The organism is Actinophytocola sp. NPDC049390 (assembly GCF_044466355.1).
Classification (GTDB): Bacteria; Actinomycetota; Actinomycetes; order Mycobacteriales; family Pseudonocardiaceae; genus Actinophytocola.
Map to the genome: position 1 here is coordinate 133,360 of NZ_JBITMQ010000015.1, position 15,629 is coordinate 148,988.

Consider the following 15,629-nt stretch of genomic DNA (forward strand, 5'->3'; position numbering starts at 1 on the left):
CTCGCGCGAAGTCAGACAACGCGAGTCACGCCCCAGAACACCGCGAGTCACGCCCCCACACACACCGAGTCGTCGATCTCGTGCACACACACCCCAACGACACCAGCACAAAACACACAACTCGCTACGCCCAGGAGCGCGACTCGCGCGAAGTCAGACAACGCGAGTCACGCCCCAGAACACCGCGAGTCACGCCCCCACACACACCGAGTCGTCGATCTCGTGCACACACACCCCAGCCGCACCTGCACGAAACACACAACTCGCTGCGTTCAGGAGCGCGACTCGCGGTGTTTGTGCGCGTGACTCGCGGGTTTGCTGGTGGATTGGGGGTGCGGGTTAGTGGACCTGTGTCATTAGGTCGCGTCGCGTTGCGAAGATGGTGGAGGTCGCGAGTGCGGCGGCCGCCACCAGCAATGGCGGGGCTGCCAGGGCGTCGACCGGCGTCATCAGCACGTACAGCGCTAGTGCGGCGGTTACCGCCAGCGGGGCCGACGGCCGCCACCCGGTCGACACGCCGAGTGCGAACACCAGCACCAGAAGTGCCGGCTCACGGACCTCGGTCGGCCCGAGCGCGACCGCGCCGAGCACCACCGCCCCCACCGCCTGCCCGATCGCCGCGGTCGTCCGCCCGAACGCGAGTGCCGCGGCCACCACACCGACGATCAGGACCGGCACGACGGGGTCCACCCACGGCACGACGCGGAGCACGAGGAACGCGGCGGCCGCGAACACCGGTGGCGTCGGGTGCCGGACCAGGAGCGGCACGGCGACGAGCACGGTGAGCAGGTCGAGCACGGGGGCGTCGAACGGTCGCGCGACCCCGAGCGCGACGAGCGCGACCACGGCCAGCGCGGGCCCGGCCGGGACGGGCAGCCAGTGCCCGAGCGCGGCCGCGACCAGCGCGGTGACGAGTGTGAGCCATCCGACCTGCACCTGCAGGGCGATCCCGACGAGCCCACTGGCGGCGACGACCGCGGCCCCGGCGGCGGCGTAGGCGGGCCGGATCCCCCGCGTGACCAGGTCCCGGACGCGCGGAAACCGGATCGCGACGAGCGCGAGGACGACGATCCCCGCGAGCGGCCACGCGTGCGCGGGCTCCGGCGTGACGAGAACGGTCACGGCGAGCAGCCCGGTGACGAGGTCCCGGCGCACCGCGGCCGTCATGAGCAGCACGGCGGCGACCAGTGCCGCGACAACGGAAACCTCTCCGAGCAGGGCAGCCCCGGCGACGGCACCGGCGAAGTCACCCCACCGGGCCCGCCTCGGCGCGAACACCACGACCACGGCGGGCAGGATCGCCAGAAGGGGCACGGGAGAGACCGCGAGCACGACCAGCACCCCCGCGCCAGACGCCCAGACCGGCGGCCCAGTGGCGGCGAGCGCAAGGAGGACGAGCGCGGGCAGCCCGTACCGGACCAGGTCGGGGTCGGCGACGCTCCCTAGCAGCCCGGCCCCGACGGCGACGAGCGCGGTACCGACGGTCCGCACGGTGCCGTCGGCGTCCGGCAGGAGGCGGACCCCGACCCCGACCGCCGCCACGGCGACCGCCACCAGCACGCGGACCACGTCACCGGTGACCGAGGCGAACCCGACGACGACCGCCGCACCGAACACCAGCGCGGCGGCCACCACGAGGAGAGGTGCGATGGGCCGGGTCACCCTCCCGTTCTAACGCAGGAGGGGCTCGCTGTCGCGGCGCGCCAGCGCCACCATGGCGGCGGCGAGCAGCACCACCGCGGGTACCAGCGTGCGCGGGGTCCCCTCCGGGACCACGAGCAACGCCACGGGCACGAGGCACGCCACCCCCACGACGAGGCGGCTGCGCTCGTACCGGGCCAGCGCCAACAGCCCCGCGGCGATGAGGACCGGGGCGAGCAGTCCAGGCGCCCAGGCACCCAGCACGACGGCGACTCCGGCACCGAGGCAGGCGATGCTGATCACCGCGGCGGTCCGGCGCCGCGCACCGAGCCGGGAGTACGCCCCGGCCAGGACCCCGAGCACGACCAGCGGCAGCCAGATCGACGGGACCGGCTCCCCCGGCCTGACGGTCGCGTCGGCGATCCCCGCGATGGCGTAGCAGACCCAGATGGCCGCACTGGCGCCCAACGCCACCGCCACGTGCCCCCGCACGGAGCGCCCGGCCCGCCGGGCACGCACGGCGTACCAGGCGACCGTCCCCACCAGGCACGCGGTGAGCAGCACCAGCCATCGCCCGGACAGATCGGGGTAGGTCGCGAGGAGCGGCACCGGGGAGTCGTGGTAGGCGACGGCGGTCAGCACGGTCTGGGACATCCCGGGGCCGGCCGACTCCGGGGCGTAGGCGAACCAGCCGACGTCCTCGGTGGTGGGCACGCTGTCCCAGACGAGCAGCGCCAGCATGCCGAACCCCAGCAACGCCAGCGGGAACCAGTACCCGGACCGTCCGTCGCCCGCCGTCCGCTCACCCATTCGCCGGAGCGTACCGAACCTGGCCATCTTCCCGCCCTGGCCAGTCCCATTGGGCATGATGTGCCTCGTGGACGCTCCCCCAGCCGCGTACCGGCAGGTCTCGCAGGCGCCGACCCTCCCGGGCGGCGCCCCGCACGAACCTGACTTCGACGTCGCCGCCCTGTACGAGACCCCGCTGGGCACCGGCCCGGCGCCCGGCACGCTGCCGCTCGACGAGAAGCTCCGCCAGGCGTACTTCTGGATCGTCAACCACGCGATCATCAGCCCGCACTACGACATGGAGTTCTCCGACGGCCCCTCCCCGTCGGTCACGCTCGGTGACACGAAGGCTCGTCTGACCCTCCCGAGCGGGCAGAGCTACTCCAGCTTCGTGCTCATCCCGCTGCTGACGTTCGCCGTCCGCCGCCGGTGCCTGCTCGTGGGCGGGCCCGGCCGCGGCAAGACCGCCAGCGCCATCCTCATGGGCGTGCTCGCCGGCTACCCCCTGCGCGACGTCCGGCGCGCGATGCAGCACGGCCACCCGCAGCTCACGATCTCCGACCTCCTCGGCACCCCGCTCCCGGCCGACCTGATCAAGGCCGAGCGCGCCCAGGACATCGACATCGCGTGGCGCAGCTGGCTGTCCATGCGCGTGAAGATCATCGACGAGTACAACCGCATCCCGACGCGCACGCAGTCCGCGCTGCTCACGCTGATGTCCGACGGGTACGCGGAGGTGTTCGACCAGATCTACGAGTCCGCCGACTCCGCCTGGTACCTCACGGCCAACGACGACGCGGGCGGCGGCACCTACCAGGTCATCGAGGCGCTGCGCGACCGCATCGACGTGGTGGTGCACGCGCTCGCGTTCAACTCCCGCTTCCTCGGCGAGCTGGTCGCGCGGGTCGAGCAGCGCCTCAAACCGGAGGAGCTGGTGCCGGAGGAGATCGTGTTCTCGCAGGACGAGCACGACCGGATGTCGAACGAGATCCTCCGCGTCCGCCTGCCGGACGCGGTGCGCCGCCGCCTCGAGTTCTTCTCCGCCCAGTTCGAGCTGCTCGAACCGGCGGGCGAGCAGTTCGAGTACCGCACGAAGGACACCGCGAAGCTCGCCGGTGTGGAGCCGCACCTGCTGGCCGCGGGCGAGACCGGGCGCGACCGCATCGCCGACATCGGCGCGCAGACCACGGGCGGCCTGTCGGTCCGCGCGTTGCAGAGCGTCCTGCACTACGCGAAGGCGCTCGCCTACTTCCGTGACCGCGACGAGGTCGGCCTCGACGACCTGCGCGCGGTCCTGCCCTATGTGCTGCACGACAAGCTGGGCGCCGACGACACCAACCCCGCCTTCGACGACCCGGGCAACCAGGCCTACCGCACCGACCGCGTCAGCTGGATCCGGCACCTGTTCGACCGCGCCTGCGCCGAGTACGACCGGCTCGACCTCGACGTGCAGGACCCGGTCGGCGAGCTGCTCACCGAGTTCGCCGACGGCCTCGACGGGCTGGACGAGCAGACGGTCACCGCCCGGCTCGCGAAGATCGAGGGGCTGCTCACCGAGTGGAGCGCGGGCCGCAAGCTGTACGGGCACGTCTACGACGACGCGCTCGCGCTCAAGTACCTGCACCAGCGGTACGTCAACTACCGGACGTGGTTGCGGTGGAAGCGCTGAGCCCGTTCCACACCGTTCTGGCCGCGCGCCGCGAGCGGTACAACCAGCAGTTCCGCCTCGCCCGCCACCACACGAAGGGCCTTGACCCGCAGGAGTTCCTCGCGCACCTGCGGGACGTCGTCGGGCCGATCGTCGACGCCGTGCCCGACGACCCGGAGCCGGTGTGCGACGCGCTGGTGGAGCTGTCGCTCGCGCTCGCGGCACGGGGGCGGCTGGGCTCGTCCGGCGCGGTCGCCGCCGGGCTGCGGCGGTTCCTGCCGGCCGTGCCCGGGCTGGTGGCGGCGCAACCGCGCAGGCTGCCGCTCGCGGTCGTGAACGCGGTGCACCACCTCGACGTCTCCCCGACCGGCGACCCCGACGGCTGGCTCGACACGATGCTCGAGCTGAGCCGGCACACCGCAAACGTTTCCGAACTGCTCGACGCGGGTGCGGTGGCGGCGTGGCGGCGCGGGCTCGCCCAACTGCGGACCTCGGCGCTGGCGACCGCGGCCCGGCTGCCCGAGGCCCTGGTGCGGATCGCGCTCGGCACGTCGTCCACTGTGGACCTAGCACGGTTGGCGGCGGACCCGTGGCTGGACCCCGCGCTCACCGGGCAGGAGTCCTCGGCGTTGTTGCTGGCGCGACGGGTCGGCGGCTTCCGCGGGTTCGGCGGCACGTTCCGCCGCCCGCCCACGGTGTCCACATCGGACGGTCGGTGGTACGCGACCGACGGCGCGGACGCGTGGCGGGTCTTCGCGGACCGGTTCGGGGTGAGCCTCGGCCGGGTCACGTCGTTGCCCGCCGGGCCGGGTGACGTGGGCCCGCTCGTGCTCAAGGCGGGTGGCGTGGTCGTCGACACGGCCAGCGGCGCGTCGCTGGAGCTGCCGGAGCTGGCCGACGCCACGGGCTGGGCCAGCGCGGACGGCACGCTCGCGGCGACCACCCCGTGGACGCACGGAATCCTGTTCGTGGCCCGGACGGTGGGCTGATGGACCTCGCGCAGACGTGGCGGACCCGCTGGCCGGACGCGCTGCGGGCGTGGGGCCCGTTCGTCAACCTGCACGACCCCGACCTGTTCGCGTCCACGGCGGCGGCCGCCGAGGCGGGCCTGACCGGCTCGTTCGCGGCGTTCTCGCTGTACGACCGGCAGGTGATGATCGACCTCGCCGCGGTCACCCGGCTCGGGCTGGCGGACATGCCCCTCGAGGTCCTCGCCCACGAGGTCGGCCACCACGTGCTGTGCCCGGCCGACCTCGCCGACCAGGGCAGGCTGCTCGCGCGGGTCCGCCGCGGCCTGCCCGGGCTGGAACAGCACGCGCCGCTGATCCAGAACATGTACGCCGACCTGCTGATCAACGACCGGCTGCAACGCAGCAGAGGCCTGCGCATGGCACAGGTGTACCAGCGGATGCGCGGCTCGGACGATCCACTGTGGACGTTCTACCAGCGGATCTTCGAGATCCTGTGGGCACTGCCGGCCGGCATGCTCGTCGCGGGCGAGGTCGACGCGGCGGCGGAGGGCGACGCCCAGCTCGGCGCGAAGCTCGCGCGCGTGTACGCGACCGACTGGCTCGGCGGGGCTGGCGGGTTCGCGGCGCTGTGCCTGCGCTACCTGGAGCAGTCGGTCCAGGAGGCGACGGAGCGCATGCGGCGGCTGCTGTGCGTCGGTGTCGTCGACGAGAACGCGCAGATCCCCGGCCTGGCGAGCCGCGACGACGGCGAGATCCTGCACCCGGCGCTCGACCCGAAGGTCAACGAGTACGCGGCCGAGCCGGTCACGGACCAGGACGGCCCGCCGTCCGGCGGCCAGTACCGGCAGCCGTTCGAGTACGGGCAGCTGTTGCGGCAGCTCGGGCTGGACGTGTCGGAGCAGGAGGCGGCGGCGCGCTACTACCGCGAGCGGGCGCTCCCCCACCTGGTGCGTTTCCCGGTGCGGACCACGCCGCTGTCGACCGAGCCGCTGCCGGAAGGGCTCGGCCAGTGGGACGTCGGCGAGCCGGTGGAGGCGGTGGACTGGCTCGCGACCACGCTGCGCTCGCCCGTGGTGGTGCCCGGGGTGACGACCGTGCAGCGACTGGCGGGCACGGTCGAGGGCGACCGGCGGGACAGGCAACCCGTGGACCTGGACATCTACGTGGACTCGTCGGGCTCGATCCCCAACCCGGCGCGGCACGAGTCGTTCCTGGCGCTGGCGGGCGCGATCCTCGCGCTGTCGGCGTTGCGGGTCGGCGCACGGGTGCAGGCGACGCTGTGGAGCGGCACGAACCAGTTCACGAGCACCGACGGGTTCGTCCGTGACGAGCGGGCCGTGCTGTCCATCCTGACCGGCTACTTCGGTGGTGCGACGGCGTTCCCGCTGCACGTACTGCGCGACACCTACCGCGACCGCGACCGCCCGACGCACATCGTGGTGATCTCCGACGACGGCGTGGACACGATGTTCCGCCCGCCGGACGAACACGGCACGCCGGGCGCGGTGATCTCGGCGAAGGCACTGGAGGCGGCGGGCGCGGGCGGCACGCTGCTGTTGCTGCTGCGGTCGGAGAAGGAACGCGAGCGGATCACCGCGCTGGCGCACGGCTGGGACGTGCACAAGGTGACGAGCTGGGCGGAGCTCGTCGACTTCGCGGCCACGTTCAGCAGGCGGACCTACGAGAGGAGCGACCGGTGACCGAGGTGCCCGTCGCACGGCTGACGCGCAGGCTGGCGGACACGCCGCAGGACTTCCTCGCCGACCCGGCGAGCGTCGCGGTGCCCGCGGTGGTGTCGGACGTGCTGCTGATGGCGGGCGGGCGGCCGTTGGACGCGCGCGAGGCGGAACGGTTCGAGGCGGACGAGCCGCGGTGGCGCCGCGTGCTGCTGGTGGCGTGCTGGCTGCTCGCGGACCCGGATCTGCTGGGCCGCGGCCCGGCCGTGCTGACGCGGTGGCTGACCGCGCCCGAACTGCTGAAGCTGTCGCGTCTGGTGGACCCGGCGCGGTTCGTGCAGGACCCGGACCGCCGCGAGGAGCTGGCGCGGCTGGCACTGCGGGCCCTGTCGCTGTCCCCGGCGGGCGAGTCGGCGGAACAGGCCGCGGACCGCCTGTCCACGGTGGACAGCGTGCGCCGCCAGGAGGTGCTGGTGGCGGCGAGGGCCGCGGAGGAACGAGCGGCCGCCGTACGCAAGGCCATGGAGGAACAGCGGGCCAAGGAGGCGGCGGCGAGGTACAGCCAGGTATGACACACGTGGACTACCCGGTGGCCGACTACGAACCGATGGCGGCGACCGCGCTGACCGACGAGGAACGGTGGCCGCTGATGACCCCTGCCGCCGAGGTGATGCTGGACCGGCTGCGCACACACCCGTGCGCCCCGCGCTACAACCACGCGTGCGGCGACCGCCTGTCGGCGAAGGCACGGGACAACCTGGTCGCGTACCGGTCCCAACTGGCGATGGGCCACCCGCCCGAGGACTGGATCATGCCGCTGGTGGAGCGGGTGTACGCGACGGTGCCGCGCTACCGGAACAAGCCGACCCCGACGTCCCTGGCGGAGGTGCCGACGACCGACCGGCACGACCTGCTGTCCCACGCGGAGGCCCACGTCCCCGACGACGCGGACCTGTCGGAGTTGATCGTCTACCGCACGTCGGGGTCACGAGGCCCGGCGGCGACGGTGCCGATGACCCCGGAGTTCTGCGCGCTGGACCTACCGGTGATGCAGTACCTGTTGTCGTCCCTGAACATCCAGCTGACCGGCGGCACGTCGAGGGTGTCGCTGGTGAACGTGTACGACCAGCCGGTGGCATACCAGTTCGCGTCGGTGTCGTCCTATCTGGATGGTGCGGGTGTGGTGAAGGTGAACCTGCACGAGTCCGGCTGGCACACCCCGTCGGACCGGACGACGTTCCTGGACGCGTGCGCACCGGAGCTGTACACGGGCAACCCGATCTCACTGGCCAGCCTGGCGACGCTACCGCTGACCACCCGCCCCAAAGCGATCTTGAGCGGCGCGATGGCGCTGGGTTCGGGCCTGCGGACACTGCTGTCGGACCGCTTCGGCTGCCCGGTGATCGACCTGTACGGCATCACGGAGGCGGGCTTGATCGCGTGGCGCCCCGGCAACGGCCCGCACCGGCTGCTCCCGAGAAAGCTGCACGTGGAAATCCTGACGCCAGAAGGCAACCCGTGCGCGCCAGGCGAACGCGGCGAGATCACGGTGACGTGCGGGGAGAACCCGCTGCTGCCGCTGCTGCGCTACAGAACAGGCGACCAGGCCGCCCTGGAGTGGGACAACGGCGAACCGGTACTGACGGGCCTGGAAGGCAGAGACCCGGTCCGCTACCGGGCGGCGAACGGAAGGTGGGTGAACTCGATCGAGCTGACACACGTGCTGTCCCCGCTGGCCCTGGCCGCATGGCAACTACACCAGGACGAACAGGGCGCGGTGAGGGTGGAAACACACGGAACAGCGGACCCGGCGGCGGTGGGGGCGGCGGTGCGCAGTCTGCTGGGCCAGGTCCCGGTCACGGTACGCGAAGGAAACCTGGCCCGGGACGCGAAACCACAACGCTATTCGTCCACCATGCCCGGTGCGCTGGTGTCCTGAGCAGACGAGGTCGGCCTCCGCCCGACCCGCCGCTGGGGCACGAGTGGCCCGCCTGGGTCCCGTCTCGTCACGTAGGCTTCGCGCCCCGGCCGTTGGCCGGGCTCATCTCGGAGGGTGAAATGGAATCGGTGGAAAGGCCGCAGCCTGATGTGGTTCTCGCTGCGTGGGCGCCGGCGGGGATGGGACGGATCGTCGTCGTTCTCGGTCAGGGCGTGGTGATCCACAAGGCCGTCGTGTCCGGCAAGGCCGGAGCGATCGGCATCGCGCAGGGTGTGGGCCTGGCGGCCGGTGTGAGTCTTGGCGCGGCCGGAGGTGCGATCGTCGGTGCTGCTCGTGTCAACGAGATCTACGGCAGTCCCTTCGTCGAGAAAGTGCTGCGCAACGGTGTCGACGGGCTGCTCGCGTCGCCGCGCAAGACGTTGGTGCGTTGGGACCAGATCATCTCGGCGGAGTACCGCAAGCTCGTGCTGGGCCGGGGCCGGATGACCATCCGCACGAGCGATGGCGAGCACGTGCTGAAGTTCCTGCAGAACACCTACGTCGCCGGTGATCCGTCGGCTGTCTTCGCGCATTTCCTGGCCGGCCGGTTCACCGGCCCCACATTTCGCTGACGCGTCCCGCGTCTGAACGACTCACTTCACACCGGCGGCATCCATCCCACGAAGTTCCTTCTTGAGGTCGGCGATCTCGTCGCGGAGGCGGGCCGCCAGTTCGAACTGCAGGTCGCGGGCGGCGTTCATCATCTGGTCGGTCAGCTGCTGTACCAGGTCGGCCAGCTCCGAGCGGGCCATGGAGCCCACGTTTTCCTTGACGTAGACCCCCGACGAGCGGCCGCCCGGCTCGCCCGCGGCGCGGCGGCCGCGCGAGGCGTTGCGGCCCGAGCCGCCGATCGGGACCTCTTCGCCGTCGGACGCTTCGGTGTAGACGCGGTCGAGGATGTCCGCGATCTTCTTGCGGAGCGGCTGCGGGTCGAGGCCGCGTTCGGTGTTGTACGCGATCTGCTTCGCGCGCCTGCGGTTCGTCTCGTCGATGGCGTGCCGCATCGAGTCGGTGATCCGGTCCGCGTACATGTGGACCTGGCCCGACACGTTCCGCGCCGCCCGGCCGATCGTCTGCACCAGGCTCGTGCCCGAGCGGAGGAAGCCCTCCTTGTCCGCGTCGAGGATGGACACCAGCGAGACCTCCGGGAGGTCGAGGCCCTCGCGGAGCAGGTTGATGCCCACGAGCACGTCGAACTCGCCCAGCCGCAGCTGCCGCAGCAGTTCGACGCGGCGCAGCGTGTCCACTTCGGAGTGCAGGTAGCGGACCCGGATGCCGAGCTCCAGCAGGTAGTCGGTGAGGTCCTCCGCCATCTTCTTCGTCAGCGTCGTGACCAGGACGCGTTCGTCGCGTTCCGCGCGGACCCGGATCTCGTGGACCAGGTCGTCGATCTGGCCCTCCGTGGGCTTCACGACGACCTCGGGGTCGATCAGGCCCGTCGGGCGGATGACCTGCTCGACGAACTCGCCGCCCGCCTGGCCCATCTCGTACGGGCCCGGGGTGGCGGACAGGTACATCGTCTGGCCGATGCGGTCCTGGAACTCCTCCCACGTGAGCGGGCGGTTGTCCATCGCGCTCGGGAGGCGGAACCCGTGCTCGACGAGGGTCCGCTTGCGGGACATGTCGCCCTCGTACATGCCGCCGACCTGCGGCACCGTCACGTGGGACTCGTCGATGACCAGCAGGAAGTCCTCCGGGAAGTAGTCCAGGAGGGTGGCCGGGGCGGTGCCGGGGCCACGCCAGTCGATGTGCCGCGAGTAGTTCTCGATGCCGGAGCAGAAGCCGACCTGGCGCATCATCTCGATGTCGTACTGGGTGCGCATGCGCAGCCGCTGCGCCTCCAGCAGCTTGCCCTGCTTCTCCATCTTGGCGAGCTGCTGCTCCAACTCCTCCTCGATGCCCTTGATCGCGCGTTCCATGCGCTCCGGGCCCGCGACGTAGTGCGTCGCCGGGGAGATGCGGACCGTGTCGACCTGCTTGACGATGTCGCCGGTCAACGGGTGCAGGTAGTACAGCGCCTCGACCTCGTCGCCGAAGAACTCGATGCGGACCGCGAGTTCCTCGTAGGCCGGGATGATCTCCACCGTGTCGCCGCGCACCCGGAACGTGCCGCGGGTGAAGGACACGTCGTTGCGGGTGTACTGGGTGTCGACGAGCGCGCGCAGCAACGTGTCCCGGTCGACCTCCTCGCCCACCGTCAGCGCGATGGTCCGGTCGAGGTACTCCTGCGGCGAACCCAGGCCGTAGATGCAGGACACCGACGCGACCACCACGACGTCGCGGCGCGACAGCAGGCTCCACGTGGCGGAGTGGCGCAGCCGCTCGACGTCCTCGTTGATCGAGGAGTCCTTCTCGATGTAGGTGTCCGTCTGCGGGACGTACGCCTCGGGCTGGTAGTAGTCGTAGTAGCTGACGAAGTACTCGACCGCGTTGTCCGGGAAGAACTCCCGCAGCTCGTTGGCCAGCTGGGCGGCCAGGGTCTTGTTCGGGGCGATCAGCAGCGTGGGCCGTTGCAGCCGTTCGATCAGCCACGCGGTGGTGGCCGACTTGCCGGTACCGGTGGCGCCGAGCAGGACGACATCCTTCTCACCCGCCCTGATCCGGCGCTCCAGCTCGTCGATCGCCGCCGGCTGGTCACCAGCGGGCTGGTAGTCGCTGACCATGCGGAATCGCCCGTCGGTGCGAGGGATGTCACCGATGGGCCGGAACTCGGAGCTAGCAGTCACGATTGCCACGGAAACAGGCTACGCCGGGGCACCGACAGTTTTCGTTCGCCCTGGTCAGGGGCGGTTTCAGCAGTCGCAGTCGCAGCCCCTGCCGCCGCACCCGTCGCAGGGACAGCAGTCGCAACCGTCGCACCAGGTGTCGTGGTGCTCCCCGGACCACGGGCCCGGCCACGGGTCGCGGCAGCACTGCTGGCAGGTGCAGCACTGCCAGAGCGCGATGCCGCAGCCGGGGAGAAGGCCCCGCCTGCGCGGCGGGACGCGCAGGCGGGGCAGCCACAGCCCGCCGCCCTTGCCGTCGTACACGTCGCCGGGCCCCACGTGCCGGTGCTGGTGCCCGAACGCGCGGACCACCGCCTGCTCCAGCTCGTGCACCAGCAGGGCGTGGACCAGCCTGCCGTCGCGGAACGACACGTCCGCGAGCGCCAGCCGCACCCCGAGCACCGCGTCGTCGCACAGCCGCCGTGCCTCCTCGAGCGACGTCCCGGTGGCGGTCAGCGGATTCCACACGCCTGACTCGGTGTCCTCGTCGAGGTCCTCCACCGCGTCCACGAGGTGGACCACACGACCGAACAGCCGCCCCACTTCCCGCAGCGGCGCCTCGTTCTCCGGACGACCTGCCAATACAGCCGTATGAGCACACGCCGCCGCGGTCGCCGTCTCCGTCGGCTCGGTGACCAGCAGGAGGTCACCGGGACCGGCCGCGGCCTCGATGGCCGACTGCCTGCCGACCGCGTCGACCAGTACGTCCGTATCGAAACCGACGCCCTGCCCGGACGCGCCGCCCTGCCGCGCCCACCGCCGCGCCACCAGCCGCGCCGCACCCGCGACCGGCTGCCTGCCGAACGCGCCGTCACCGTCCTCGACGTGGTCGCGCACCTTCGCCGACGCCAGCACCAGCGACGCCGCCGCGGCCAGCCGGGTGCCCGCGCCGATCGACACCTCCGCCGACCGCATGCCCCGCAGTGGGCACGGTCCCGCCACGCGGCGCGGTTCCCCGGCGGGTGCCTGTGCCTCGACCAGCGCCGAGATGATCAGCCCGTCGTAGTTGGTCGCGGCACGGCTGAGCTGCCCGTGCTCGTCGCGGAGGGCGAGGCAGAGCCCGCACAGGTGCGCCCACCACGAGGTGCGGAGCGACTCGGACAGCCGGTGGCGGCAGGGGCGGATGATCCCGAACACGCCGTGAGGCTAACCAGGCGGAGTTCTCGTGAGGGCAGGTTCCACCACAGTTGCGGGCGAATTTGCGTGACGGGACTGGCACCCTGATCACGTGACCGACCTGCACCCGCCGAAGATCGAACTGTTCGACGTCGCCGCGATGACCAACACCGATCCCAAGGGGTTCGTGCGCGCGGTGGACAGGTACCGGACCACCGACGTCGGGCTCTACATGGCACGGCCAGTCGACGGGCACCCCGACATCGCGTACTTCCGCGCGTGGCTGCTCCCCGAGCGGGGACTGCGGGTCAGCCGCTGGGTCCCGCACCCCGGGAAGCGCCTCGACCACGACGTCTACATCGACATCGTCGACATCGAGCCGGGGCCGGTGTGGCGGACCGTCGACCTCTACCTGGACATCCTCGTGTTCGACCACACGAGCCTGCGGGTGGACGACACCGACGAGGCCCTCGAGGCGCTCAGGGCGGGGCTGCTCGACGGGGTGACCCTCCAACGCGCGTTCGAGCGGACGTTCTCCGCCGTCGAGGGCATCGCGGCCGCGGGCTACGACGTCGAGGCGTGGCTGGGGATACCGTTGACCTGGGACGACGCCGAATAGCGACAGATCCACTCTCGGTCAATGGTTACTTCACGTCCGAGCGACAGGTTCATCAGATCGGTATCTCTCTGCGCACGAGACGTGACATAACGAATCAAACCCGTGGATCACTGACAGCATCGTGACGGCTACCCTTCGACGCGTGGGCACGGCGATCACCCCTCAGCTCGTCGACATCGTCGACACCTTCACCTCGTCGCGCACGTACTCGTCCGGAACGACCCGACATCTGCGGACGTGCCAGGTGGAACGCTGGGGCCTGCGCACCGAGTGCCCGACGCCGGAGGACCCGTTCCACGACGCCGAGGTGACGTGGCTGATGCCCACGCTCAGCCTGCGGCTCACCCACCAGAGACCCCGTTCCCGCCACGCGAAAGCGGCGCCGAGCGTGCTCACCGCCGTGCGCGCGACCAGCGACGGCCGGTACTGGCGGACCACCGACCTGCTGCTCGGGCTGGAGACGCCGACCGGCCAGCGGGCGCGGATCGTCCAGTCCGAGGAGTTCGCCGCCGCGGTCGCCGGCCGGGTGCTGCTCGTCGGCGACGCCGACCTCGCCCTCTGCACCGTGCACAAGACGCTCGAGGAGTTCAGCCAGTTCCGGCACGACCTGTCCGCGTGGCTGGCCTACAAGCACATCTTCGACGTCTGGCCACCCTACTGATCGGGGGTCCACCGATCGGTTGATCGACGGACCCACCTCAGCGGCCCACCGCCGCAGCCGCGCGGTCGATCCGGGGAAACCCCAGGTCACGGCACGCTTGCGGCATGGCAATCATCGAGGTTGACAACCTCGTCAAGCGCTACGGCGACACCACCGCCGTCGACGGGGTCAGCTTCGCCGTCGACGAAGGCGAGATCTTCGGCATCCTGGGCCCGAACGGGGCGGGCAAGACCACGACCGTCGAGTGCGTCGAGGGGTTGCGCTCGCCGGACGGCGGCACCATCCGGGTCGGCGGGCTCGACCCGCGCCGCGACGAGGACGAGCTGCGGAAACTGCTCGGCGTGCAGCTGCAGGAAAGCCGGCTGCCCGAGAAACTGCGGGTCGGCGAGGCGATGGAGCTGTTCAGCTCGTTCTACCGCGACCCGGCCGACTGGCGCGGGCTGATCGACAGCCTCCACCTCACCGACAAGGTGAGCACCCAGTTCCGGCGCCTGTCCGGCGGGCAGAAGCAGCGGCTGTCGATCGCGCTCGCGCTGATCGGCAACCCGAAGGTGGCGGTGCTCGACGAGCTGACCACCGGCCTGGACCCGCAGGCGCGCCGCGACGCGTGGGACCTGATCGAGGACATCCGTGCCCGCGGCGTGACGATCGTGCTGGTCACCCACTTCATGGAGGAGGCGGAGCGGCTCTGCGACCGGCTCGCCGTGATCGACGCGGGCAAGGTCGTCGCCGTCGACTCCCCCGCCGGGCTGGTGTCCTCGGTCGACGACCGGCAGCGCGTCCGGTTCCGCCCGTCCGCACCCATCGACCACGGGCTGCTCATGGCGTTGCCCGAGGTCGCGGCCGTGGAGCGGGCAGGCAGCCAGCTGGTCGTGACCGGCACGGGCAACCTGCTGCTCGCCGTCACCACCGAACTCGCCCGCAACCAGGTCGTCGCCGCCGACCTGCGGCTGGAACAGACCTCCCTGGACGACGCGTTCGTCGCCCTCACCGGCCGCTCGATCGACAACTGAGGAGACCGTCGTGTCCGCCCTGTCCCGTCTCACAATGACCGAGACGAAGCTGTTCTTCCGCGAGCCGCTCGCGGTGTTCTTCATGCTGGCGTTCCCGCCGATCCTGTTGGTCATCTTCGGCGCCATCCCGGCGTTCCGGGAGGCCGACCCGGACATCGGCGGGCTGCGGGTGATCGACCTGTACGTGCCGGTCGTCGTCGCGATGGCCCTCGCCATGACCGCCCTCAGCGGGCTGCCGCAGATGCTGGCCACCTACCGCGAGCAGGGCGTCCTGCGCCGCATGCGGACGACACCGGTCAAGCCCGGGTGGATGCTCGGCGCGCAGCTGCTGCTGTGCACCGCCGCGTCCGTGGCGGTCATGCTGGTGCTGCAGGCCATCGGCCGGGTCGCGTTCGACGTGTCCCTGCCCCGTCAGGCCGTCGCCTACCTGCTGGGTTACGTCCTGAGCACGCTGTCGATGCTGGCGCTGGGCCTGCTGATCGCGTCGCTGGCGCCGAGCGGCAAGGGCGCGAACTCCATCGGGACGCTGCTGTTCTTCCCCGTGATGTTCTTCGCCGGGCTGTGGGCGCCGCGCGACACCATGCCCGACCTGCTGCGGAGGATCAGCGACTTCACCCCGCTCGGCGCGGGCGTGCAATCATTGCAGGACGCCACCGCGGGCCACTGGCCGCAGCTGCTGCACATCGCGGTCATGCTGGGGTGGACGGTCGTGGCAGGCGGGCTGGCCGCGCGGTACTTCCGCTGGGAGTAGA

The 15,629-nt window shown here is 71.3% G+C and carries 14 protein-coding genes; 10 read left to right on the forward strand and 4 right to left on the reverse strand.

Translation table 11 applies throughout. From position 1 onward, the window contains the following. Positions 1-339: 339 nt before the first annotated feature. Both ACIBVP_RS35270 and ACIBVP_RS35275 read right to left on the reverse strand, forming a co-directional pair. Entirely contained in the window at positions 340-1,662 is a 1,323-nt protein-coding gene (locus ACIBVP_RS35270) for a hypothetical protein (protein ID WP_396110794.1), read from the reverse strand. Positions 1,663-1,671: 9 nt separating this feature from the next. Then, entirely contained in the window at positions 1,672-2,451 is a 780-nt protein-coding gene (locus tag ACIBVP_RS35275) for a hypothetical protein (RefSeq protein WP_396110795.1), read from the reverse strand. A gap of 67 nt (positions 2,452-2,518) precedes the next feature. On the opposite strand from ACIBVP_RS35275, the gene ACIBVP_RS35280 reads away from it, so the two are divergent. The 6 genes from ACIBVP_RS35280 to ACIBVP_RS35305 all read left to right on the forward strand — a co-directional run bounded on the left by ACIBVP_RS35280 (position 2,519) and on the right by ACIBVP_RS35305 (position 9,275). After that, complete coding sequence (locus ACIBVP_RS35280) at positions 2,519-4,099, forward strand: hypothetical protein (RefSeq protein ID WP_396110796.1); 1,581 nt, start codon at positions 2,519-2,521, stop codon at positions 4,097-4,099. Continuing rightward, the gene (locus ACIBVP_RS35285) at positions 4,087-5,067 is read left to right on the forward strand and encodes a hypothetical protein (RefSeq protein ID WP_396110797.1); all 981 of its coding nucleotides are present in this window, start codon (positions 4,087-4,089) and stop codon (positions 5,065-5,067) included. Before ACIBVP_RS35280 ends, ACIBVP_RS35285 begins: the two co-directional genes overlap by 13 nt. Further along, the gene (locus ACIBVP_RS35290; RefSeq protein ID WP_396110798.1) at positions 5,067-6,749 is read left to right on the forward strand and encodes a hypothetical protein; all 1,683 of its coding nucleotides are present in this window, start codon (positions 5,067-5,069) and stop codon (positions 6,747-6,749) included. The genes ACIBVP_RS35285 and ACIBVP_RS35290 overlap by 1 nt, the downstream gene beginning before the upstream one ends. Next, positions 6,746-7,297 (forward strand): hypothetical protein, encoded by a 552-nt coding sequence (locus ACIBVP_RS35295; RefSeq protein WP_396110799.1) that lies wholly within the window; start codon positions 6,746-6,748, stop codon positions 7,295-7,297. Before ACIBVP_RS35290 ends, ACIBVP_RS35295 begins: the two co-directional genes overlap by 4 nt. Beyond that, positions 7,294-8,664 (forward strand): AMP-binding protein, encoded by a 1,371-nt coding sequence (locus tag ACIBVP_RS35300; RefSeq protein ID WP_396110800.1) that lies wholly within the window; start codon positions 7,294-7,296, stop codon positions 8,662-8,664. Before ACIBVP_RS35295 ends, ACIBVP_RS35300 begins: the two co-directional genes overlap by 4 nt. Positions 8,665-8,756: 92 nt before the next feature. Continuing rightward, entirely contained in the window at positions 8,757-9,275 is a 519-nt protein-coding gene (locus ACIBVP_RS35305) for a hypothetical protein (RefSeq protein WP_396110801.1), read from the forward strand. Positions 9,276-9,296: 21 nt separating this feature from the next. On the opposite strand, the gene uvrB is transcribed toward ACIBVP_RS35305, so the two are convergent. After that, positions 9,297-11,429, reverse strand: coding sequence for an excinuclease ABC subunit UvrB (uvrB, locus tag ACIBVP_RS35310; RefSeq protein WP_396110802.1), 2,133 nt, complete (start codon positions 11,427-11,429; stop codon positions 9,297-9,299). Between the two features lie 66 nt (positions 11,430-11,495). Further along, on the reverse strand, positions 11,496-12,605 hold the full coding sequence (locus tag ACIBVP_RS35315; RefSeq protein ID WP_396110803.1) for a DUF5685 family protein: 1,110 nt from the start codon (positions 12,603-12,605) through the stop codon (positions 11,496-11,498). A 91-nt stretch (positions 12,606-12,696) separates the two neighbouring features. Between ACIBVP_RS35315 and ACIBVP_RS35320 the strand changes: the two genes are divergently transcribed. The 4 genes from ACIBVP_RS35320 to ACIBVP_RS35335 all read left to right on the forward strand — a co-directional run bounded on the left by ACIBVP_RS35320 (position 12,697) and on the right by ACIBVP_RS35335 (position 15,628). Then, positions 12,697-13,203 carry a DUF402 domain-containing protein gene (locus tag ACIBVP_RS35320; protein WP_396110804.1) on the forward strand — a complete coding sequence of 169 codons (507 nt, stop codon included), beginning with the start codon at positions 12,697-12,699 and terminating at the stop codon, positions 13,201-13,203. A 142-nt stretch (positions 13,204-13,345) separates the two neighbouring features. After that, positions 13,346-13,864: a DUF402 domain-containing protein gene (locus tag ACIBVP_RS35325; protein ID WP_396110805.1), complete on the forward strand. Its 519-nt coding sequence runs from the start codon at positions 13,346-13,348 to the stop codon at positions 13,862-13,864. Between the two features lie 104 nt (positions 13,865-13,968). Beyond that, positions 13,969-14,877, forward strand: a complete 909-nt coding sequence (locus ACIBVP_RS35330; protein WP_396110806.1) for an ABC transporter ATP-binding protein — start codon at positions 13,969-13,971, stop codon at positions 14,875-14,877. A 34-nt stretch (positions 14,878-14,911) separates the two neighbouring features. Beyond that, entirely contained in the window at positions 14,912-15,628 is a 717-nt protein-coding gene (locus ACIBVP_RS35335) for an ABC transporter permease (RefSeq protein WP_396110807.1), read from the forward strand. Position 15,629 lies beyond the last annotated feature (1 nt).

Excerpts from the sequence above, each read along its gene's own strand:
- ACIBVP_RS35300 (WP_396110800.1), top strand. The coding sequence starts at position 7,294 with ATGACACACGTGGACTACCCGGTGGCCGACTACGAACCGATGGCGGCG.
- ACIBVP_RS35335 (WP_396110807.1), top strand. The coding sequence starts at position 14,912 with ATGACCGAGACGAAGCTGTTCTTCCGCGAGCCGCTCGCGGTGTTCTTC.
- ACIBVP_RS35290 (WP_396110798.1), top strand. The coding sequence starts at position 5,067 with ATGGACCTCGCGCAGACGTGGCGGACCCGCTGGCCGGACGCGCTGCGG.
- ACIBVP_RS35330 (WP_396110806.1), top strand. The coding sequence starts at position 13,969 with ATGGCAATCATCGAGGTTGACAACCTCGTCAAGCGCTACGGCGACACC.
- ACIBVP_RS35275 (WP_396110795.1), bottom strand. The coding sequence starts at position 2,451 with ATGGGTGAGCGGACGGCGGGCGACGGACGGTCCGGGTACTGGTTCCCG.